General features: G+C 61.9%; 20 protein-coding genes and 3 pseudogenes. 20 read left to right on the plus strand and 3 right to left on the minus strand.

Annotated elements, in window-relative coordinates; translation table 11 throughout:
- Positions 1 to 4: 4 nt before the first annotated feature.
- The 8 genes from flgK (at position 5) to ACFSQT_RS35405 (ending at position 7,025) form a co-directional block, all read left to right on the plus strand.
- Positions 5 to 1,459, plus strand: coding sequence for a flagellar hook-associated protein FlgK (gene flgK / locus ACFSQT_RS35370; protein WP_379026674.1), 1,455 nt, complete (start codon positions 5 to 7; stop codon positions 1,457 to 1,459).
- 3 nt (positions 1,460 to 1,462) lie between these two features.
- Positions 1,463 to 2,506: a flagellar hook-associated family protein gene (locus ACFSQT_RS35375; protein WP_379026675.1), complete on the plus strand. Its 1,044-nt coding sequence runs from the start codon at positions 1,463 to 1,465 to the stop codon at positions 2,504 to 2,506.
- 31 nt (positions 2,507 to 2,537) lie between these two features.
- Positions 2,538 to 2,885, plus strand: coding sequence for a flagellar biosynthesis regulator FlaF (gene flaF, locus ACFSQT_RS35380; RefSeq protein WP_379026676.1), 348 nt, complete (start codon positions 2,538 to 2,540; stop codon positions 2,883 to 2,885).
- Complete coding sequence (gene flbT, locus ACFSQT_RS35385; protein WP_379026677.1) at positions 2,882 to 3,325, plus strand: flagellar biosynthesis repressor FlbT; 444 nt, start codon at positions 2,882 to 2,884, stop codon at positions 3,323 to 3,325. Before flaF ends, flbT begins: the two co-directional genes overlap by 4 nt.
- Positions 3,325 to 3,732: a flagellar hook assembly protein FlgD gene (gene flgD, locus ACFSQT_RS35390; RefSeq protein ID WP_379026678.1), complete on the plus strand. Its 408-nt coding sequence runs from the start codon at positions 3,325 to 3,327 to the stop codon at positions 3,730 to 3,732. The genes flbT and flgD overlap by 1 nt, the downstream gene beginning before the upstream one ends.
- A gap of 22 nt (positions 3,733 to 3,754) precedes the next feature.
- A complete protein-coding gene (gene fliQ, locus ACFSQT_RS35395) occupies positions 3,755 to 4,021 on the plus strand; it encodes a flagellar biosynthesis protein FliQ (protein WP_095084529.1) in 267 nt (88 codons plus the stop codon).
- Between the two features lie 250 nt (positions 4,022 to 4,271).
- Positions 4,272 to 5,915: an MFS transporter gene (locus ACFSQT_RS35400; RefSeq protein ID WP_379026679.1), complete on the plus strand. Its 1,644-nt coding sequence runs from the start codon at positions 4,272 to 4,274 to the stop codon at positions 5,913 to 5,915.
- A gap of 99 nt (positions 5,916 to 6,014) precedes the next feature.
- The gene (locus ACFSQT_RS35405) at positions 6,015 to 7,025 is read left to right on the plus strand and encodes a diguanylate cyclase domain-containing protein (RefSeq protein WP_379026680.1); all 1,011 of its coding nucleotides are present in this window, start codon (positions 6,015 to 6,017) and stop codon (positions 7,023 to 7,025) included.
- 14 nt (positions 7,026 to 7,039) lie between these two features.
- Here ACFSQT_RS35405 and ACFSQT_RS35410 read toward each other — a convergent pair whose 3' ends face one another.
- Positions 7,040 to 8,821 carry a chloride channel protein gene (locus ACFSQT_RS35410; RefSeq protein ID WP_379026681.1) on the minus strand — a complete coding sequence of 594 codons (1,782 nt, stop codon included), beginning with the start codon at positions 8,819 to 8,821 and terminating at the stop codon, positions 7,040 to 7,042.
- A gap of 217 nt (positions 8,822 to 9,038) precedes the next feature.
- Positions 9,039 to 9,338, minus strand: coding sequence for a putative quinol monooxygenase (locus ACFSQT_RS35415; protein ID WP_379026682.1), 300 nt, complete (start codon positions 9,336 to 9,338; stop codon positions 9,039 to 9,041).
- A 123-nt stretch (positions 9,339 to 9,461) separates the two neighbouring features.
- Here ACFSQT_RS35415 and flhA point away from each other — a divergent pair, with 123 nt between their 5' ends.
- Genes flhA through ACFSQT_RS35430 form a run of 3 tightly spaced genes read left to right on the plus strand, consistent with a single transcriptional unit; the run spans position 9,462 to position 12,684 of the window.
- The gene (flhA, locus tag ACFSQT_RS35420) at positions 9,462 to 11,549 is read left to right on the plus strand and encodes a flagellar biosynthesis protein FlhA (RefSeq protein ID WP_379026683.1); all 2,088 of its coding nucleotides are present in this window, start codon (positions 9,462 to 9,464) and stop codon (positions 11,547 to 11,549) included.
- Positions 11,546 to 12,298, plus strand: coding sequence for a flagellar biosynthetic protein FliR (gene fliR, locus ACFSQT_RS35425; protein WP_379026684.1), 753 nt, complete (start codon positions 11,546 to 11,548; stop codon positions 12,296 to 12,298). Before flhA ends, fliR begins: the two co-directional genes overlap by 4 nt.
- A 2-nt stretch (positions 12,299 to 12,300) precedes the next feature.
- Entirely contained in the window at positions 12,301 to 12,684 is a 384-nt protein-coding gene (locus ACFSQT_RS35430) for a hypothetical protein (RefSeq protein ID WP_379026685.1), read from the plus strand.
- A gap of 83 nt (positions 12,685 to 12,767) precedes the next feature.
- On the opposite strand, the pseudogene ACFSQT_RS35435 reads toward ACFSQT_RS35430, so the two are convergent.
- Positions 12,768 to 12,887, minus strand: a pseudogene (locus ACFSQT_RS35435) (ABC transporter permease); the annotation flags it as partial.
- 343 nt (positions 12,888 to 13,230) lie between these two features.
- Between ACFSQT_RS35435 and ACFSQT_RS35440 the strand changes: the two are divergent.
- The 9 genes and pseudogenes from ACFSQT_RS35440 (at position 13,231) to ACFSQT_RS35480 (ending at position 21,338) form a co-directional block, all read left to right on the plus strand.
- Entirely contained in the window at positions 13,231 to 13,950 is a 720-nt protein-coding gene (locus tag ACFSQT_RS35440; protein ID WP_379026686.1) for a lysozyme, read from the plus strand.
- 531 nt (positions 13,951 to 14,481) lie between these two features.
- Entirely contained in the window at positions 14,482 to 15,456 is a 975-nt protein-coding gene (locus ACFSQT_RS35445) for a glycoside hydrolase family 25 protein (RefSeq protein WP_379026687.1), read from the plus strand.
- Between the two features lie 8 nt (positions 15,457 to 15,464).
- Positions 15,465 to 17,450 (plus strand): GH25 family lysozyme, encoded by a 1,986-nt coding sequence (locus tag ACFSQT_RS35450; protein WP_379026688.1) that lies wholly within the window; start codon positions 15,465 to 15,467, stop codon positions 17,448 to 17,450.
- 101 nt (positions 17,451 to 17,551) lie between these two features.
- On the plus strand, positions 17,552 to 18,601 hold the full coding sequence (locus tag ACFSQT_RS35455; RefSeq protein WP_379026689.1) for an MBL fold metallo-hydrolase: 1,050 nt from the start codon (positions 17,552 to 17,554) through the stop codon (positions 18,599 to 18,601).
- Between the two features lie 34 nt (positions 18,602 to 18,635).
- Positions 18,636 to 18,849: pseudogene (locus ACFSQT_RS35460) on the plus strand (hypothetical protein).
- 364 nt (positions 18,850 to 19,213) lie between these two features.
- A pseudogene (locus ACFSQT_RS35465) lies at positions 19,214 to 19,419 on the plus strand (hypothetical protein); the annotation flags it as partial.
- Between the two features lie 184 nt (positions 19,420 to 19,603).
- The gene (locus ACFSQT_RS35470) at positions 19,604 to 20,230 is read left to right on the plus strand and encodes a rod-binding protein (protein WP_379026690.1); all 627 of its coding nucleotides are present in this window, start codon (positions 19,604 to 19,606) and stop codon (positions 20,228 to 20,230) included.
- A gap of 99 nt (positions 20,231 to 20,329) precedes the next feature.
- Positions 20,330 to 20,755 carry a hypothetical protein gene (locus ACFSQT_RS35475; protein ID WP_379026691.1) on the plus strand — a complete coding sequence of 142 codons (426 nt, stop codon included), beginning with the start codon at positions 20,330 to 20,332 and terminating at the stop codon, positions 20,753 to 20,755.
- 67 nt (positions 20,756 to 20,822) lie between these two features.
- A complete protein-coding gene (locus ACFSQT_RS35480) occupies positions 20,823 to 21,338 on the plus strand; it encodes a hypothetical protein (RefSeq protein WP_379026692.1) in 516 nt (171 codons plus the stop codon).
- Positions 21,339 to 21,429 lie beyond the last annotated feature (91 nt).

Below are 21,429 nucleotides of genomic sequence, written 5' to 3' on the forward strand. Positions count from 1 at the left end.
CCGCATGTCGCTGTCCACTGCACTGAGCATTGCCCAATCGGCGCTTATGAACACCGCGCGGCAGACCAGCGTCGTCTCGCGCAATGTCGCGGACGCCTCCAACCCGGACTATTCGCGCCGCCAGGCCGTCGTCACCAGCACGGCGCCGGGCGCGCGTTCGGTTGATATCCAGCGCGCCGCCAATGACCTGCTGTTCCGCCAGAACCTCGGCGCGCTGTCGGCCTGGAGCGGCCAGAACGCGCTGTATAGCGGCATGGATCAGCTAGGCGTTTCGGTCAATGGCGTCGACAATGCGTCATCGCCCTCAACCGCGATCGGCAATCTGCAGCAGGCGCTGCAGCTCTACGCCACCTCGCCGTCCAACCAGAACCTCGGCGCCAGCGTCATCGACGCGGCCAAACAGGTGGTGCGCTCGCTGAATGAAGGCGCCAAGGCGGTCCAGGATTTCCGCACCCAGACCGACGGCCAGATCGCCACGGCGGTCGACGACCTCAACTCGCTGCTCAGCCAGTTCCAGGATGCCAACGCCGCGGTCATCTCTGGAACCCGTTCCGGCACTGATGTTTCCGATGCGCTCGACCAGCGCGACGCGCTTTTGAAGAAGATTTCGGATTATGTCCCGATCTCGACCTTCACGCGCGGCGACAATGACATGGTCATCACCACCGGTGACGGCACGACGCTGTTCGAAACCATACCGCGCACGGTCAGCTTCGTAGCGTCGTCCGGTTACACCGCCGGTGCCGCAGGCAATGCGGTCTATATCGATAATGTGCCGATCTCGGCGGGCGCGGGCGGCAACACCAGCGCCAGCGGCAAGCTAGCCGGCCTGCTGCAACTGCGCGACGGCGTCGCCTCGACCATGCAGAGCCAGCTCGACGAGACCGCACGCGGCCTGATCACGGCCTTTGCCGAGACTGCGCCTGCGATGCCCAATGCCGCCGGCCTGTTCACCTGGTCGGGCGCGCCGGCCGTGCCGGCAGCGGGCACGCTGGTCAACGGCCTTGCCGCTTCCATAAGCGTCAATACGGCGATGGACCTGAGCACTGGCGGCAATCCGACGCTGCTGCGCGATGGCGGCGCCAATGGTGCTGCCTATGTCGCCAACACCGGCGGCGGCGCGTCCTATTCAGACCTTCTGGTTGCCTATGGCGACCGGCTCGACAAGCCGATGGCCTTCGACCCTGCCGCCGGGGTTTCGGCAACGTCCAGCGTTTCCGACTACGCGGCCAATTCGATCGGCTGGTTCGAGGGCGTGCGCCAGCAGGCGTCGACCGCCTCCGACGCCAAAGAAGCGCTGGCATCGCGCAGCGCCGAGGCGCTGTCCAACGCGACCGGCGTCAATGTCGACCAGGAAATGTCGCTGCTGCTCGACCTCGAACACACCTATCAGGCATCGGCCCGGATGATGAAAACCGTCGACGATATGATGACGGCATTGCTCAACGCGGTGGGATAATCCATGACTTCAGTTTCGTCAGCCGCCATATCGAACGCCATGCGCTACCAGCAGATGCGCATGCAGGCCGAGCTTGTCAAAGCCACGAAAGAATCCTCGACCGGCAGGGTCGCCGATGTCGGCCTCGCCCTCGGAGGGCGCACCGCCCAGTCCGTCACCTTCTCGCGTGATCTCGACCGACTGAATGTCATCATCGATTCGAACGGACTGGTCGGCGCCCGGCTGTCCTCGACACAGACATCGCTTGGCCAGCTCGCCAGCGCCGCGCAGAGCTTTCTGTCCGCCCTGACCACCGCGTCATCTAGCGATTCTTCCAACAGTCTCACCCAATCCTCCGGCAACACGACCATCCAGCAGCTGACCTCGATCCTCAACACCAGCGTCAATGGCGAGTACCTGTTCGCTGGCACCAACACCGACGTCAAGCCGATCAACGACTTCAACGCCGCCGGCTCTCCCGCCAAAGCGGCATTCGATGCCGCCTTCCTCGCGAATTTCGGTTTCACCCAGAATGACCCGGCAGCGGCCAACATCACCGCTGCCCAGATCGACGACTTCATCACCAATGACGTCGTGCCGCAGTTCATGGGCGCGGGCTGGCAAGGCAACTGGTCGAACGCCACCGACCAGCAGATCGTCAGCCGCATCGCCCTCAACGAAACCACACCGACCTCGACCAGCGCCAACAGCGACGGCATCCAAAAGCTCGCCATGGCGGCAGCTATGGTCTCCAGCCTGATGTCCAGCAACATCAGCCAAGCCGCGAAGAACAAGGTCGTCAGCCGCTCCACGGCAATCGTCGGCGAAGCGTTGAGCGGCATTGGCCAGCTTCAGTCCGAGACCGGCATCGTCCAGAAGCGGGTTTCCGATGCGAACGACCGCATGAAAACGCAGGTCGACCTTTTCGAACGGCACATTGTCGATCTGGAAGGCGTCGATCCGGCCGAGGCCGCGACCCGCGTCGCCGACCTGACGCAGCACATCGAAACATCCTTTGCGCTGACCGCACGCCTACAGCAGCTCAGTCTGTTGAATTACCTGACCTGACAACGCTTAACGGAACGGTAGAGCCCCAACGATGTACCAATTCTCCTACGCCGACATCCAGAGCACCTCCGTTGCCGACGCCAAGGACCGCGAGCGGGAACTCCTGACCCGCTCGATCGACATGCTGTCGGCGGCGGCCGCCGCCGGCCACCACTCGATGGAGGCGGTCGAGGCGCTGCATTTCACCAACCGCGTCTGGACCACCTTCGTCGAGGATCTCGGCTCCAGCGACAACGCCCTGCCCAAGGAACTGCGCGCCAACCTCATTTCCATCGGCCTGTGGCTGCTGCGCGAGGCAGAGGACATTCGCCAGGGCCGCACCAACAATTTCGAAGGGCTGATCGAGGTGTCCCAGATCATCAGGGACGGCATTCAATGACCAACACGCTGAAGATATCGCTGAAGCCGAACGAGAAGATCTACATCAACGGCGCCGTCATCCGCGTCGACCGCAAGGTCACCGTCGAATTGATGAACGACATGCAGTTCCTGCTCGAAAGCCATGTGCTCCAGGCCGACGACGCCTCGACGCCGCTCAAGCAGCTGTATTTCATCCTGCAGGTCATGCTGATAAACCCGGCCGGCGCGGCCGAGGCGCGCGATATGTTCCGGCGTTCGCTGCCGCTGCTGCTGGCAAGCTTCGAGGACACCCAGATCTGCGCCGCGCTGAAGCAGATCGACCGCATGGTCGGCGAGGATCATATCTACGAGGCGCTGAAGGCGATCCGTGCGCTCTATCCGCTCGAACGCCGCGCGCTTGGCGGCAATGACGATGTTCCGGGTGCCACGCGCCCGCTGGCTGTGGGAGCACGATACTGATGAACGTGGACATGACGACGACGATACCGACTGGCGCCAACCAGGCCAGCCAGAAGACCTCCAAGACCGCGGTCGATTACCAGTCGTTCCTGAAGCTTCTGATCGCCGAGATGAAGAACCAGGATCCGACCAAGCCGATGGACTCGACGCAATATGTCGCGCAGCTCGCCACCTTCTCGCAGGTCGAGCAGTCGGTGCAGACCAACACCAAGCTCGACCAGATCATGTCGTCGTCGGCACTGTCGCAGGCCGACGCGCTGATCGGGCGCTCGATAACCTCGGCCGACGGCAAGACGACGGGCACGGTGGCGTCGGTGCGCCTTGCCAGCAACGGCCTGATCGCCGTACTGCAGAACGGCACCGAAATCGCGGTCGGCCCGGGAGTCTCGGTCAAGGCAGCGAGCTGACGCTTCCGGCAGGGTCAGTCCCATGAACGAGGCCGACGCACTCGACATCGTCCAATACGCGGTGTGGACGGTGCTCACCGCGTCCGCACCGGTGGTGCTGGTCGCCATGGCGGTTGGCATCGGCATCGCCCTCATCCAGGCGCTGACGCAGGTCCAGGAGATCACCTTGACCTTCGTGCCGAAGATCGTCGCCATCATGCTGGTGGTGGCACTGACCGGCCCCTTCATCGGCAGCCAGATATCGGCCTTCACCAACGTCATCTTCGAGCGCATCCAGAACGGGTTCTGAGCAACTCAGCAAGCCGTCCCGTCGCCATACCACCAGCCACCCCACCGAAGCGCTGCACGCGGAAGTTCGTGACGCCCGCTACGTCCTCGGACTCGTGGGCAATAGAGGCGTGGACCGGCTCTATCCCATTGTTGGACCATCACCTTTGCCGAAAGCTGTTCGCCCTTTGCGGTGCCTTGCCCTACTTTCGGCAAATGATCTGAGCAAACGGATCATCTGACGAGCAGGCACGACATGGCAGGTACCACCGATGATTGACGAAAAGCCGGAAAGCGAGAGCGCTTCGGCGCTGGCGCCCTTCCGGCACGGCATTTTCCGCGCCGTATGGGCGGCAAGTCTCGTCTCGAATTTCGGGGGCCTGATCCAGGGCGTAGGCGCCGCCTGGATGATGACCACGATCGCCACCTCGCCCTATCAGGTGGCCCTGGTCCAGGCTTCGACCACCTTGCCGATCATGCTGTTTGCGCTTGTCGCCGGCGCCATCGCCGACAGTTTCGACCGGCGCAAGGTGATGCTGGTCGCCCAGACCTTCATGCTGGTCGTCTCGGTGCTTTTGACCCTGTTCACCTATTTCGGCCTGATCACGCCGTGGACGCTGCTGGCCTTCACCTTCCTGATCGACAGCGGCACGGCGCTCAACAGCCCGTCCTGGCAGGCCTCCGTCGGCGACATCGTGCCCCGCAACAAGGTGCCGGCCGCCGTCGCGCTCAACTCGATGGGCTTCAACCTGACCCGCAGCGTCGGCCCGGCGATCGGCGGCATCATCGTCGCCGCGGCCGGTGCGGCGGCCGCCTTCGCGGCCAACGCGGTGAGTTACATCGGCCTGATCGTCGTGCTGGCGCGCTGGAAGCCGGAGCTGCCGGTCTCGACCTTGCCGCGCGAGTCGCTGGGTGCCGCCATGGGCGCCGGCCTGCGCTATGTCGCCATGTCGCCCAACATCGCCAAGGTGCTCGTCAGGGGCGCCGCTTTCGGCTTCAGCGCTGGCGCCGTGCTGGCGCTGCTGCCGCTGGTGGCGCGCGATGTTGTCAAGGGCGATGCCCTGACCTACGGCATCATGCTTGGCGCCTTCGGCATCGGCGCGGTCGGCGGCGCGCTGATCAGCGTGCGGCTGCGGCAGCTGCTGTCCAGCGAGACGATGGTGCGCGGTGCCTTCGCCGGCTTCGCCGTCTGTGCCTTCAATGCCGCCGTCAGCCATCATGCCTGGCAGACGTCGCTCGGCCTGCTTGTCGGCGGCGCCTGCTGGGTGATCGCGCTGTCGCATTTCAACGTCACGGTGCAGATGGCGACACCGCGCTGGGTGGTCGGCCGGGTGCTGTCGGTGTATCAGACCGCGACCTTCGGCGGCATCGCGCTCGGCAGCTGGATCTGGGGCGTCGTCGCCGATGCGCATGGCGCCGAAACCGCGCTGATCGCCGCCGGCATCGCCATGCTGGCCGGCGGCGCCATCGGCCTCTTGCTGCCGCTGCCGCAACAGCAGGTGCTCAACCTCGATCCGCTCAACCGCTTCAAGGAACCGCACCTGGCGCTCGACCTGAAGCCGCGCAGCGGCCCCATCGCCATCATGATCGAATACATCATCCGCGACGGGGACGTGCCGGAGTTCCTCGCCACCATGGCCGAACGCGGCCGCATCCGCCGCCGTGACGGCGCCCGCAACTGGACATTGGCGCGCGACCTCGAAAATCCGGCGATCTGGATCGAGCACTATCACACACCGACCTGGATCGAATATGTGCGCCACAATGGACGCATCACCCATGCCGACGCCGTCGTCGGCGAGCGCCTGCGGGCGCTGCACAGCGGCGACGAGCCGCCGCGCGTGCGGCGCATGATCGAGCGCCCGACCACTGCAGGTACGGCCCTCGTGATGGCGAAAGGCCCGATCGAACATTAGAGCTTTCCACGAATTTTAGAGGAACCTGATATAAAGGTTTTTGGCGTATTCGTGGCCTTGACGGGAAGCCGCCCTGCAAGGACACAACGAGAAACCCAGATGTCAGCATTGCGTAAATCGGGTGCACAGACGGATTGCGAATCGCACGAACCGGCAAAGATCGGCCCGCCAGACCAGTCCCTGCGGGAAAGAGTTCGGCTCCTGGAGGCAGTCGTCGACAACTTCCCCGGCGGCATATCCCTGTTTGATGACGACCTGCGGATGGTCCTCTGCAACGACCAGCAAAAGTCCATGCTGGATTATCCTCCGGAACTCTTCCGCAATGGCTATCCAAACATGGGGGATTTGTTCCGGTTCAATGCTGAACGAGGTGAGTATGGCCCCGGGTCGGTCGACGAACACGTAAGCAGGCGCCTTGAGCTGGTCAGACAGCGAACGCCCCACAGCTACCACCGTACCCGACCCAATGGCACGGTGCTTGAAGTACGAGGCGTTCCCCTCAGCGGGGGAGGATTTGTGACAACCTACCTGGATGTGACGGAACAGCGCCGCAACCAGGAACTGGTTGCCCATATGGCGCACCACGACCACTTGACCGATCTTCCCAACCGCGCGCTGTTCAATGACCGTTTGCAGCAGGCAATCGCAAAGACGAAGCGCAACGGAACCATAGCCGTCCTGTGCCTGGATCTTGATCGGTTCAAGCCGGTCAACGACCAGCTTGGCCATCAGGCAGGAGATGAGCTCTTGAAGCAGGTTGCCGGACGATTAAGCGCCTCGGTTCGCGATCACGATACGGTCGCACGTCTTGGAGGCGACGAGTTCGCGATCGTGCAGACCGATATCCATCGGCGATCCGACGCCAGCGTCCTTGCACGCCGTCTGGTTGCCGCGATGTATGAACCGTTCGCTGTTTGCGGGCATTCAATCTCCATCGGCACCAGCATCGGAATCTCCGTTGCACCCGACGACGGATTGTCATTGGACGACCTGTTGCGGAAAGCCGACCTTGCGCTCTACCGGAGCAAGCGTGACGGTCGGGGCACATTCAGCTTCTACGAGGGAAGTGACGAACAGCGACAGTTCGCTTCCGAACCGCGCCTGGCCTGAAGCGGCGGGCTGACCTAACCTTCGCCCGACAGGTCCCTGCGCGCCTTGTCGAGTTCCTCGGCATAGCGCCGCATCAAATGGCCCTCGGTCAACAGCCCCAGCACGATGCAGTCGGTGAAATCCTCGACCACGGCGAGCTCTTCAGCGCCGGCGCGCTGGAAGGTTTCGGCGGCGGCCTGCACGTTCATGCTCGGCACCAGCACCGCGTCCTGGTATTTTGCAAGATCGCGCACCGCCACCTCGCCGTCGGAGGGATCGCTGTGCAGTTCGGCCACGATCAGCACGCCGACATAGTGATCGCCATCGTCGACGGCAATGATGCGCTGGGCCGAACCGAGCGGCACTTGCCCGCGGAAGGCCGCCAGCGTCGTCGAGGCATGGATGGTCTTGATATCCTTGCGCATCATCAAGCCGACAGTCAGGCTGCGCATCCAGCCGACGTCGTGAGCACTGCGGATGGTCTCGCCGCGCAGATGGAAGCGCCATGTCGAGAAGGAGTAGCCGAAGGTTTCGCGCACCAGGATGGCCGACATGATCGAAGCCGCCAGCACGACACCGGTCAGCGTCAGGTCGCGGGTCGATTCCAGCGCCAGGAAGGTCATCGTCAGCGGGCCGCCGACGACGCCAACGGCGAGCGACGTCATGCCGACGACAGCAGCGACGGCGGGGTCGATGCCGGTTGCTGGCGACACAAGAGCCATCACACCGGCAAACGCCTTGCCGAGCAGCGCGCCAAGGAACAGCGAGGCGAAGAACAACCCGCCGCGAAAGCCCGAGCCCAAGGAGATGGCAGACGCCGCCAGCTTGAGCACGAAGACGCTGGCCACCACGGCCAGGCCGTAGTTCATCGCGAATTCCCGATGCAGCGCGCCATGGCCGCTGGACAGGACCTGCGGCGTGACCAGTCCCAGCAGGCCGACGATGACGCCGCCGATGACGGGGCGCAGCGATGCATCGATCGACAGCCTGGCAAAGCCGCGTTCGATCAGCGTCACCAGATGCATGATGGCGATCGAGGCCGCACCGCCGAGCAGGCCGAGCAGCAGGAACGGCACGTACTGGCTGGCGGTCAGCGCTGGCAGGCCTGAAAGCTCGAGCGGAAACGGCACCCCGCCAAACATCTCGGCGGTCAGCGAGGCCGAGATCGCGGCGGTCATGACAGGTGCGACATTGGCGACCGAGTAGATGCCGATGACCAGTTCGAAGCCGTAGAAGGCGCCGGTCAGCGGCGCATCGAAGGCGGCGGCGATGGCGCCGGCGGCACCGCAGCCGACCAGGATGCGGACATCGTTGCGGCGCAGCCGGAAGATGCGCGCCAGCCGCGACGCCAGGCCGGACCCGACCTGCGTGTAGCCAGCCTCCAGCCCGACCGAGGCGCCAAATCCGCTCGAGATCATGGTCTGGCCAGCGATGATGAAGGTGTCGGTCAGTGACATGCGCCCGCCGTAGAGCGCGTTGGCCTCGATCGGGTCGATGGGCGTGCGGAATTTCCGCAGTCTCAACCAGATCACCGTCAGCCCGAGCAGGATGCCACCGATCGCCGGTATCAGCGCCTGCATCGGATTGGCGAGCGAGAACATGCCCGACAGCCGGCCGCCGGGCTGCACGCCGAACAACAGCCCGTGCAGGTCCTGCACGATCTGGCTCATCGCCGTGACCAGGACCCCCGCCATCACCCCGACGATACCGGCCAGAATGACCACCGCGATGCCGCGCGCCTCGAGCAGCGGCAACGATCTGATCAGCACCGCGCGGAACCGGCGGGCGTAGACTTCGCTGTGGTTTCTGGAAAGCACCGGGGCGGCTCGCCGATATCAGAAAAAGGCAGTGGAAAGCCCGCCTGATACGCCCGGCGACATGGCATGGCAACCACAATGGCGACAGACAAGGCGCCATTGTGGCAGCCGGTTGCGGCCGGGTGCTACCTCTGCTGGAACGCAAACGGCGACCCCGTCGGCTGGCACCATCCTGAGCGCTCGCCGGTGGCTGACGAGCAGCCGGCTGGCGGATCGATCAGGTCGGCTTGGGCTCGCCGGCTTCATAGAGCACGAGATTGCGCTCGCCGATGCCAAGTGCCGGCCAGCTCGCACGCCAGTCCGCAATGTGCGGCGAGCGGAAATGCGCGTCGAGCGCTGCCCTGTCGCTCCAGACTTCCGTGATCCGGATGAGCCCGGTGTCGAGCACGTCCTGCGCGTAGGAATATTCGAGGCAGCCGGGTTCGGTGCGGCTGGCCAAAACCATGCGTTCCATTACGGGCTTCGCCTCCCCTAGCCTTTCCGGTGACAAGCGGATGGTGCCAATGATCAGGAGCATGAGATTTCCTTTGGAAGCGCGATCCAGAGCCCAGTAGCCAGTCTCCCACCCTCGCGCAAGCTTGGCCGGCTAGGCTCACAGGGCTGCCGCGCGGGCAGGCTTGGCATTTTTTTTGGGGACGACATGGCGATCAGCGAAAGCATTCAGCCCGGCGCGGTGGCCAAGAACGGCCGCGACGTCTTCTTCGCCATCGGCATCGTCATCATCCTGGCCGTGCTGTTCCTGCCGATCCCGGCCTTTCTCATCGATATCGGCCTTGCCTTCTCGATCGCGCTTTCGGTGCTGATCCTGATGGTGGCGCTGTGGATCCAGCGGCCGCTCGACTTCTCATCATTCCCGACCGTGCTGCTCATCGCCACCATGCTGCGGCTGTCGCTCAACATCGCCACCACGCGCATGATCCTGTCGCATGGCAATGAAGGCACGCACGCGGCCGGTTATGTCATCGCCGGCTTCTCCAAGCTGGTGATGGCCAGCGACTTCGTCATCGGCCTCATCGTTTTCATGATCCTGATCGTGGTCAACTTCATCGTCATCACCAAGGGCGCCACCCGTATCGCCGAGGTCGGCGCCCGCTTCACCCTCGACGCCATCCCCGGCAAGCAGATGTCGATCGACGCCGATCTCTCCGCCGGCATGATCGACGACAAGACGGCGCAGCTGCGTCGCCGCGAGCTGGAAGAGGAATCCTCCTTCTTCGGCTCGATGGACGGCGCCTCGAAATTCGTCCGCGGCGACGCCATCGCCGGCCTCATCATCACTGCCATCAACATCGTCGGCGGCATCGCCATCGGCTATATCAGGCACGGCATGGGCATGGGCGAAGCCGCCGACGTGTTCATCAAGCTGTCGGTCGGCGACGGCCTCGTCACCCAGATCCCGGCGCTGATCGTCTCGCTCGCCGCCGGCCTGCTGGTGTCCAAGGGCGGCACGCGCGGCTCGACCAACCAGGCGGTGTTCGGCCAGCTCGGCGCCCATCCGCGCGCGCTCTATGTGGCGGCCTCACTGCTGGTGCTGCTCGGCCTGATGCCTGGCCTGCCGCTGTTTCCATTCTTTGCGCTGGCCGCCGGCATGGCCGGCCTCGGCTATATCATCCCGATGCGACACAACCGCGCCGTCGCCGCCGCCGAAGCGATCAAGGACCAGGAGAAGGCGAACAAAGTCGAAGAGGAAAAGAACTCGGTCAAGGCGTCGCTCGCCACCGCCGAGATCGAGCTCCTGATCGGCAAACAGCTGTCGACCCGGCTGCTGGTCTCGCATCAGGAACTGGTTTTCCGCATGGCCAAGATGCGCAAGAAATTCGCCACCCAATACGGCTTCGTCGTGCCGGAGGTGCGGGTCGCCGACGATTTCGCCATTCCGCCGAAGAGCTACCAGATCAAGGTGCACGGCACCGTGGTGGCCGAATACCAGATGCGCGTCGGCGAAATCATGGTGCTGCTCGGCAATCGCGACATACCCGAAATACCGGGCGAGGAAATCCGCGAGCCGGCCTTCGGCATGCGCGCCTATTCCGTGGTCGAAACCTTCGCCGAAGACTTGAAGCGCGAGAACTACACTTTCGCCGACAACATGTCGGTGCTGCTCACCCACCTCTCCGAGGTCATCCGCAACAACCTGCCGCAGCTTCTGTCCTACAAGGACATGAAGGCGCTGCTCGAGCGGCAGGACCAGGAGTACCGCAAGCTCGCCGACGAGATCTGCACCACGCACATCTCCTATCCCGGCCTGCAGGCGGTGCTGAAGCTGCTGCTCGCCGAGCGGGTCTCGATCCGCAACCTGCACCTGATCATCGAGGCGATCGCCGAAATCGCGCCGCATGTGCGCCGCACCGAGCAGATCGTCGAGCATGTCCGCATCCGCATGGCGCAGCAGATCTGCGGCGACCTCTCCGAGGGCGGTGTGCTGAAGGTGCTGCGCCTCGGCAACCGCTGGGACCTCGCCTTCCACCAGAGCCTCAAGCGCGACGCCAAGGGCGAGGTGCGCGAGTTCGACATCGATCCGCGCCAGCTGGAAGAATTCGGCCAGGACGCGACCAAGGCGATCAAGAAATATCTGGAGGCCGGTGAGCGTTTCGTGCTGGTCACTGCGCCCGATGCCCGCCCCTATGTGCGCATGATCATCGAGCGGCTGTTCACCACGCTGCCGGTGCTCAGCCATGTCGAAATCGCCAAGGGCGTCGAGATCAGGGTGCTCGGGACCATATCGTGAGCGTTCTCTCGCAAGGCGTCGTCATCGCGGCGTTCCTCGCCTTCTGCCGCATCGGCGCCTGCTTCATGCTGATGCCCGGCCTGTCCAGCGCCCGCGTTCCGGTCCAGGTCAGGCTGTTCGTGGCGGTCGCCGCCACCGGCGGCCTGCTCGCCTTCCTGTGGGATCGCATCTTCCCCTTCGTCGACCCGCGCCCGCAGATCCTGGTGCCGATGATCATCTCGGAACTTCTGGTCGGCGGCCTGATCGGCGCCATGACCAGGCTTTACATGGAAGCCCTGCGCTTCATGGGCTCGGCCATCGCCATGCTGATCGGCTATGGCGGCACCGGCGGACCGGCGATCGAGGAGCCGGAGCCGCAGGCGGCGCTTGCCGCCATCATCTCGTTCTCGGCGCTGTTGATGCTGTTCGTCTTCGATTTCGACCACGAGATCGTGCGGGCGCTGGTGGCTTCCTACACGGTCGCGCCGGTCAACATCTTCTTCAATCCGCAGGCCGCGCTCGTCGATGTCACCGACACGGTGTCGGACACATTCTTCCTGGTTATCCGCCTCGGCAGCCCGTTCGTCGCCTATGCTATTCTCGTCAATCTGACGATCGGCTTCGTCAACAAGCTGACCCCGCAGATCCCGATCTATTTCATCTCCCAGCCCTTCATCATCGCCGGCGGCATGATCATCTTCTATTTCGCCGTCGGCACCATGCTGTCGCTGTTCGTCGACGGCTTTGTCGACCTGACATTGGCAAGATAGCCATGAGCACGCGCAGGGACCGCCTCAGGAAACTGGTCAAGGTGCAGGAGCAGTTGAAGGCGCTGCACGAGACCCGTCATGCCACCTTCCTTGCCGCGGCCAGCGCCGCCGAGGCAGAAGCAAGGGATCTGGTCGGACATTTCGACCAGGCCGATTCCCTTTCCGGCCTGTTTCCCGAGCTCTACCATCGCCGCATCGCCAGCGCGGTCGGGCGCCAGGAGGCGAGCCTTGAAAGCGCCAGGCAAGAGGCCAGCCTGATCGCGGCTGCAACCGCGCGCACCAACATGGTCGAGCGCGCCTACAAGGACGTGCGCAACCGCGACGAGCGTCAACGCTCCGACCGCGAGCGCCTCGACCTGATCGCGCAGAAGCGGGGCGAGGAATAGCTGCCGGAATTCTGCTTTTGACCCAACGGTCACCTTCATTGTCCAGGTTGCGATCGCCAATGTTCAGCGATCGCAGCCAGCTACAGCACTTCGCGGATGATCATCCAGCGGTCGCCGCCCATCGCGCGCGCCGCCTCGATAAGGCGACGGTCGACCTCGCGCAGCGACACCTCTGCAATGCGCATAGTAAGGGTCGCCGCGATCTACTGGCCTTGATCGGCGACTATTTCTCAAGCGAAGCTTGGAGCGCGCTGACAGGATTGCAAGTTCCGGCTCGAAACTTTGGCGGACTCACTCTTGTTTTCTGGCAGGCCTGGTGACGCGGTGTCGCCACAGTGGGCGTTCCGTGGGTGGGCTGGAGTAAGTGCAAATGAATAGACAGGCAATTTCAGTGCGTTAACATAAGCGACGCAGTTCTGTAGAAAATTTCCTAGCAAGTCAGGCGAGCAAAAGCGTGGGAGCGGCTTCAAAAGGACGGAAATTGCAGCACTTTCGCTTGTTGATTCTCACACATGCAAATACCTTTTAAGAAGTGGAGGGTGGGTCATGGGCAAAAGCTTGCGGGCCGTCATCGTCACGGCGCTTTCGCTAGTGTGTCAAGGGGCAGGCGCGCAAGAATCTGTAGAACCGAACGAGTTGTCCTCAAAGCTGTTTGCCCAAGTAGCGCAGAACTCGTCCGTCGATGGTTCGAACGTCGAAGCGCCGCGCGAACTGCCACCGTTGGCCCTCGACATCTTAATGGCGTTCGAAGGATGGTCCTCTGATGAACAGGACTTTGGATTCGACTTTTGTACCATCGGCTACGGGCACCTGATCGCTCGAAAGCCATGCGCTGAGGTTCCAGACGAGGTGGCGCAGTATGACCCTCCAATCTCGCTCGAAGAAGGATTGGCTCTTCTGAAGCAAGACACCGTTAAGGCTCGCCTGACGGTGGCCAAGCTGGTCACGTCCGATATCAGCGACGAGCAGTTCGGCGCGCTTGTATCTTTTGCCTTCAATGTCGGGACCGGGCCACGTGGCTTCAGCGGATCAAAGATGCTGAGGCTTCTGAACGACGAGGAATTCAATATGGCGGCAAAGGAATTTCCGAAATGGATCAAGATCAAGGACAAGGTCAATGGAACCCTTGTCACCCGCAGATCCTGTGAGCTCGATTTGTTCCTGGAAACGCTATCGGCACCGTTTCGTCCTGAAGACTGCATTACACTTGGCACGGCGCCGGCCGCAAAGGATTTGATCAACATCGAAACCGGCCGCCCGGACTGATGGAGCGGGTATGAGCGGCATGCGCCGCGCTGAACGCACTGAACGTCGAAGAACCCGCCACCCAAGCGATGACGGGAATGCCTGCGCAAAGTATTCCGCGTTCGCATGAGGCCGCTCATAATTTCCGAAGCCATTTTACGAGCCGGATCGGCCTTTCGAACCAGGAAAAGGAGAGGGAGGCCAATGTTTCCGGCGGCTGTGCGGTTGGACGAGCGTTCCCTGGCATCTTCGATTCTTTGAGGTCCCGCCTGGAAAAGACTCGAAGCTCGGAAGCAACGATCGAATTTTCGGACACAACGTTCGCAGATATCCGCTCCGGCCGTGATCTACGCGTTGAAAACAACGTATCACCCACCAGCTTCTTCCATGCCTGCAAAACAAATTGCAGACGCTACCGCATTGGCGGCCCAACTCAGGAAGTAACAACAATTGCCAACAGGCGTTGGACGCATATTCAAGACGGAGATAACGATTTATCTGGTATTGCGAGGTGGTTGGTGCTGCGTTATGAATTGCTGGGAGGACAAGATCATGCGCAAAGCCGTTATAGCAATTGTTTCCGCAGCGGCCCTATTTTATCCAGGCGTGCTTTCGGCAGAGGATGTCAGCGGCGCCTCGGTGAAGCAGGATGTAGAAGGGCTGGAGCCCATACCCGAGGACGAAGATGTTTCCCGCGAGGCTCTCTTCGAACTCGTAAAGGAAGCCGCAGAGGCGGAAGATACCGGCCTGGCTGCCGAGGTACAGAAGTTCAGCCTTTACGGTCCCTTTCTTTTTCCAACGGACACGACGTTCGACGTCATCGAGAACACGCCGCGCAAAGATTCTATTTTTGGTATCGATCTGAGCCACCACAACAAGAACGGCTTCCCGTTCAAAAATCTTGATAAGCGGCGTGTTAAATTCGCCTTCGTTAAGGCTACGCAAGGCAAGAAATACATTGACCCGATGTTCCAATATTATTGGGAGGAGCTCGGCAAAGTTAAGGTTCACCGCGGCGCCTACCATTTCCTGAGCGCTGGCGTTGACGCTGCCGGTCAGGCCAAGGCATTCTCCGACGTCCTGCAGTACAACGGCAAGCTCAAGGCCGTCGACATGCCCCCCGTGATGGATCTCGAGTGGGACAAGGCCAAGGCCGATGCGCCCGATCGGTGGGCCAATGTGCCGCCGAAATCCATTATCGCATCGGCTAAGACCTGGCTGAAGGCGGTAGAGCAGAGAACCGGACGTCGGCCGATGATCTACACCGCCCGCGCCTGGTGGAATGAGCGCATCGGTTCGGCGGCCAGCTTCAGCGAGTTCAAGGACTACAAGATCTGGATTGCCGACTATTCGAAGAGCTCGCGCGGCAAGGAAATACCCAAGGTACCGGAAAACGCCGGCTACGCACTCTGGCAGTTCACGGACTCCTCCAAGCTCGCACAGGGCTACACAGGCGGGTTTGATGCAAACGTGTTCAAGGGCACGGAGGACGAATTCTACATGACGTTCGGTGTCGACAAGTTCTGAGACCATCGATGCTCAGGGTTGCAATCGGCCTTTCAGTCCTCTGGCTGCTGCTGGGTTGCCTCTCCGCGCGGGCAGAAGTCTGTGACACAGGCAACGCAGTCGGCGCCGAGGTAAAGGACGTCAAATACTGTCGCTTCTTTACTCACTATGAAAATGGCGCGACCGTGCTCGACCCCCGGATCGGCGAGAGCGTTCATGTCACGTCGTCGGACGATACCAGGTCGATCGGGCTGATCATCGCAATTGCCGATTACCAGAACGAGGGTGTGGCGGACGTGTCCGCGGCGGCCGTTGATGGCGACAATCTGACCAAATTCCTCATCGACAACCAGCACTTCGATGAGGTGATTGTTCTAAGGGACTCCGACGCCAGCAAGGATACCATCGACTATTTTCTGCGCGACTATCTGGTCAAACGAGGGGACTTCTTTTCCACGCAGGAAGGGGGGGAAACTAAGCACAAAGCGAGGCTGCTGGTAGCCTATTCCGGTCATGGGACCAGCGGCAGCGACGCCAGCTTTGTCCTGGCGAACGCAACATCCATGGACGACACGTCGGCCACCTATCCGATGGCCTCGCTGCGCGACAATCTAAAGAAATTGTCGTCTTCCTACTTCCACGTGCTTGCCTTGGTGAATGCGTGCTTCGGCGGCAATCTGTTCGGCGATGGCTCCATGGGAGGAAGCCTTAACGATTTCACCGAAGCTGGCTCTCATGCGCTGACCGCGGGTCCAGACAACAAGGAAACTCTCTCGATCGGCGCGGGAAACGGAAGTTTCTTCTTTGACACGCTCCTCAATGGGATCGAAGAGGGTGTCGCTGACATCGAGTACAAGCGGCTCATCTCTGAGGATGGAAAGCTGATCCAACAGGGCGGCGTCACGCGCCTGGGCGCGTTGTCAGTGTATCTCGATACGGAGATCCAGCGCATCAACCATAAGAAGATGACCGACAAGGACGGCAACCCCATCGAAATGGGATATGCTTGGATAGGTGCCATCGACAAGTCGGTCGCCCGGGGCAGCTTTTTCTTCACGTCTCCCATCACGCTTGGTGAAGGTGTCCAGACGGCGATGTATGTGCCACCGGGGCCCGCCAGCAGCGTTCCGGACCATCCGGAGGTGAAGGTCTTCGGAAGCGCCGAGACCTACCCGGTCAAGGGGATCGATGTTTCGCGCTACGAGGGGACTATCAACTGGAAACGGGTCAAGAAGGAGGCTGGCGTTCAGTTTGCATACATCCGTGCCGTGGGCATCAAGGGGAAGGACGACGCTTTCGAGGGCCACTGGGCGAAGGCCAAAGATGTAGGCATTGACCGGGGCGCCTACCGGATCTTCAATTATTGCCAGACGCCTAAAGAGCAGATGGAACTTCTGGAAAGCTTCGTCCCCGTGGATGATTCGTCGCTACCTGTTGCCGTTTCCTATGAATGGCCGCTTACAGGAGCACAGAAAAAATGTGCGTCCGACGATGGGATCACCAAGACACGCGCAAAGGTGCTGACGCTGCTTGGGCTGATCGAGGCGAAATACAAAAAGACACCGATCCTTTACAGCCCAAAATCGCTCATAAACGAACTGCTAACGCCGGATTTCGACAGGTACATGATCTGGCTGGCGAAATATACGAAGACCGGTAAGGTCGACCAATCCGACCTCGGTCTCAAGGGCGGGAACCCGTGGACGCTCTGGCAGTACACGTCTGGTCTGACGGTCCCCGGAATTGGTGACAATGTAGATGGAAACGTCTTCTTCGGCGGGGCCGGCGAGTATGAGAAGTTCAAGATTGGTGCGGGCAATGCGGCGCTCTTGGAAGCCAAAGCTGTTGATCCAAAAACGCTCAAGGAGAACGAAGAGGCCTTCCTCGCCTATGCGGATGTTAAGAATGACCTTTCAGCTCAGGATAGGATGATCGCGAAGCAGATCGACGGCGCTCGCAGGGCCATACAGGATGCGATCGAGAACGCAATGCAGAAATACGAGACCGTAAAATAGCAGCCAGCTGACCGCGACATGGCAAAAATGAAGCAAGACTGCCAGGTCTCGATTTACGCCTCCCCCTCTGGATGTCCGCGCAAGCTCGACACAGGAAAAGCATGGCCCCGGATGCCTGTCGGAGCTATGCACCGCAACCGAATTGGATAGAATGGCCCCGATGCATCGCCAGGCGGGCCGCTTCCATGAGAGCAGTCGATACGGCAGAGGTCATCTTTCTGGTCGACAACGCGACCGACAGTCTCTCGTCGAATCCTGGTTTCGTCGAGACCGAGTTTGCCGGCCATCGCCGTCGCGGGATGCAATGGCTGTCCGGGAAATGCCTGTGCTGCGCCGCGCATGGGCTTTCCTGTTTGATCACCACCCGGACCGGATCCGCCAGCCGCACGCTCCTGTTCGACACCGGGCCTGAGGAATGGGTGTTTGAGCGCAACGTGGTCAGGCTCGGTGTCGATCTCGGGAAAGTCGGCGCGGTGATGCTGTCGCATGGTCACTGGGATCATGGCGGGGCAATGCCGCGCGCCCTCCAGATGATCACAATGGGCAATGGCGGGCAGCCCGTCCCGACCTACATGCATCCCGATATGTTCGCCTTGCGCGCGACCAAGTCGGCTGACGGGCAGTTTCGGCCGATGGAGCTGGTGCCGGGCGTGGATATTCTGTCCGGAAACGGCGCCGATGTCATCGTTACCCGAGACGAGCAGCGGCTTTTTGACGAGACGTTCTATGTGAGCGGCGAAATCCCTCGCGTGACCCGGTTCGAACGCGGGTTTCCCGGCCAACATCGACAGACCGCGGCTGGCAGTTGGGCGCTGGACGAGGTCATGCCGGACGAGCGTTTCGTAGCGATCAACGTGGCCGGCAAGGGGCAAGTCGTCTTCACCGCATGCTCGCACGCCGGCCTGATCAACGTTCTGACGCACGCCCGGGCACGGTTTCCGGATATCCCGCTCTATGGCGTGTTTGGCGGCTTCCACCTCTCCGGGATCACCGAGCCAATCATCCCCGAGACGGTCGAAGCGCTGGCGCAGTTTGACCTGCAATTAATATCACCCGGGCACTGCACCGGTTGGCGCGCCGTGAGCGCACTGGCGGCCGCCTATGGCGAGAAGGTCGTTCCATCCGCGGTCGGCAAGACGTTCAGGCTTTGAGGCTCCAGTGGTGGCGAAGCGGATACGACAATCTGTGAGCGAACCAACCGTGGCCAGGCGACCGAAAGTATCTATGCTTCGCTCCGGCAGACAACGCCGACATCGACGCACATATCGTGACGCTTAAGGCGGCGCTAAAGCAGGCGATGTTCGATCCGACCAAGTTGGCGCAGAACAACCGCTCGGGCCGCAAGTTGATGCAGGCTTATTTTCGGCAGCGCGGCGTGAGCGTGAGGTTTTCGGGCTAGTAGAGCCGCGCGCGGGTCTCAAGCGCGCCATTGGGAGCGCGCTGTGGGTGGCGTTTCGACGAGCCTCCGGGGCACATCTCAGTGAGCCGGTCAAGGTTGTGGGTTGTTGCATCTTTACAGCTTTGCCCATCCCTTCGCTTTCGTGGCGCTGGACTTCGTGCAGGCGATCCTGGGCCAGCCGGCGTTGGCTGCACCAGCCCCTGTCACCGAGTATTATGTTCGCCGTCCTCCTCGTTTCGTGGCGGCCTTCTCGCAACCGGATTCAGTCCGCGTTCTTAGAACAAATGACGGGCCAGACTGTTCTTTGATACGACGCCGACGTGCCCGGCAGACTAGGTAAGCGGCGATTTAAGGAGTTCTCATCATGAAGATTTCGCCCGCATTTCGTTCAGCCGCATTTGCCGCCATCGCCGCTGCGGGCGTAAGCCTCGCCAGCGCCGCGCATGTCGACAGCGGCACGATCCGCTTCTCCGCCTACAAGGCTGCCTTCTTGTGGGTGGCTCCGGAGGCGAGGGCACGCTGACCTTCCATGGTCGCCGCTGTCCCGTCTCTGTCGGCGGCATCTCGGGCACTACGCTGAATCAAAGGTGGGCTTTCCAATCATACAATCTAGGAAGCCGACGTTCCGCTTCCGGCCAAAACGCGACGCCGAATAGTGGCTTCGCTATGCCTCCGTAGTTGGCCGCGGACCAAGACACCCGCCCGCATTCCGCCTCTCCCCACCCGCGCAAGCCTGCCACAAGCTTGTTGAGGCATGGTCTGGCTAAGGAAAACCGATAAAAGGCGGACTTTCTTGGCGATCTCTCCACCCAGCGACATCGTTATGGATGTGGCTCGAGCCGTCGACCCGACGGACATCGTGGCCGCCCGTGCCGCGCTGACCAAGCGGGCCGGCGGTGCCACCGGCACGTTTTCGGTCGACACCCCCGGTTCGCTAGATACCGCCGCTTCGGTCGATGCCGGCTCGATCCTGTCGCGCGCCACCGCCGACAAGGCGGCGACGACCGACCCGGCCAAGAAGTTCAAGAAGTTCGAGGCCATGGTGCTGCAGACCTTCATCCAGAACATGCTGCCCAAGGATACCGAAGGCGTCTACGGCAAGGGCCTGGCCGGCGACATGTGGAAATCGCAGCTTGCCGAGCGGGTGGCCGACGTGATGGCCGAACGCGGCGGCATCGGCATCGCCAAGTCGGTGCTTGCCGACCACTATCTCGACGGCAAGCGTGTCGTGCCGGTCGGTCCGGTTTCGGGCGGGCCGGAAAAGACCGAGATCGATCAACAGGGCAGCCTGTCGACCTCGCTGGTCCATGAATTGCAGCGCAAGGCGGCGCGGTCGATCACCGGTGACGAGACCACCATCAAGACAGACATCAAGATTTAGGGGCGTGCCCCCAGGACCGGGCACCGGTTTTGGGAAAGATCATGCTCAACCACTGAGACAGTGCGTATCCAAGTTCAATCTAACCAGACCGGGATTCTCATGGCCGATTTTTCGGAATTCACCGCCAACCTGCCGGCACGCACGACCGCGTCGGAAGCGCCGATCCCGTTCGCGCGGCCTGGCAACCTCGCCGCCATCATCGGCCGCATCGAGGAAGTGGTCGAGGAAGAGACCGCCGGCATCCGCAACGCCACCAACTATGATCTCAAGGCGTCGAACGCCCGCAAGAGCCGCTATCTCTACGAGCTGACCCGCGCCATGAAGGGCGGCAGCGAAGCCGAATTCCTCGAACAGCACCGCGAAGGCCTGACCCGGCTACGCCAGAAGCTGGCGAAGAACGAGGCGGCGATCCTGGCTCATCTCAGCGCGGTCAACGAAGTCGCCACCTTGCTGCGGCACGCGATCCAGCGCTCGCAAACCGACGGCACCTACTCCGCCGGCGAGTTCGGCTGGGCGAAGGCATGATGCCGCACACAATGCTCGGGCAAGAGGGCGGTGCCGCGTTCGCTTTGCGAGGGAATGACAGGACCCGATGATTAAGGTCGTCGCCATCGCCGTCTGGATCTGTGCCGCGACCCTCGGCGCCGTGTTCTATTCGTTCCAGGCAGCCGGCGAGCGTGGTGTCGGCGAGACGCCGAAACCGATGCTGGGCGGCCTCGACTACGTCAAGACCGACATCATTTCGGTGCCGCTGATCCGCGATTCCCAGATCAGCGGCTATTTCCTGACCAAGCTTGTCTACACGGTCGAACCCGAGCAGATAAAGAAACTGTCCATTCCGGCGGACGCGCTTATCACCGACCAGGTCTATTCCTACCTCTATGCCAATCCGCAGATCGACTTCACCAAGAAGGCGACGATCGATCTCGATGCCTTCCGCGCCGCGATCCGCGATACCGTCAACACGCGTGTCGGCGCCACTTTGGTGCATGAGGTTCTGATCGATCAGGTCAATTTCCTCAGCAAGGACGAGATCCGCGACAACTGGCTGCGCCGCAAGAAAAGCGAGACGGCGGCGGAAATGACCAAGGCATTCAAGGAACATTGAACTGCCCGGCGCGCGTTTCTCCGGTCACACCGGAACGTCATCCGCTGCTGCGACAGGAACCGCCCCTCCCGGAATTTGCGTTGACGTAAAC

This window comes from Mesorhizobium calcicola (assembly GCF_042682105.1).
In the GTDB taxonomy this organism is placed as follows: domain Bacteria; phylum Pseudomonadota; class Alphaproteobacteria; order Rhizobiales; family Rhizobiaceae; genus Mesorhizobium; species Mesorhizobium calcicola.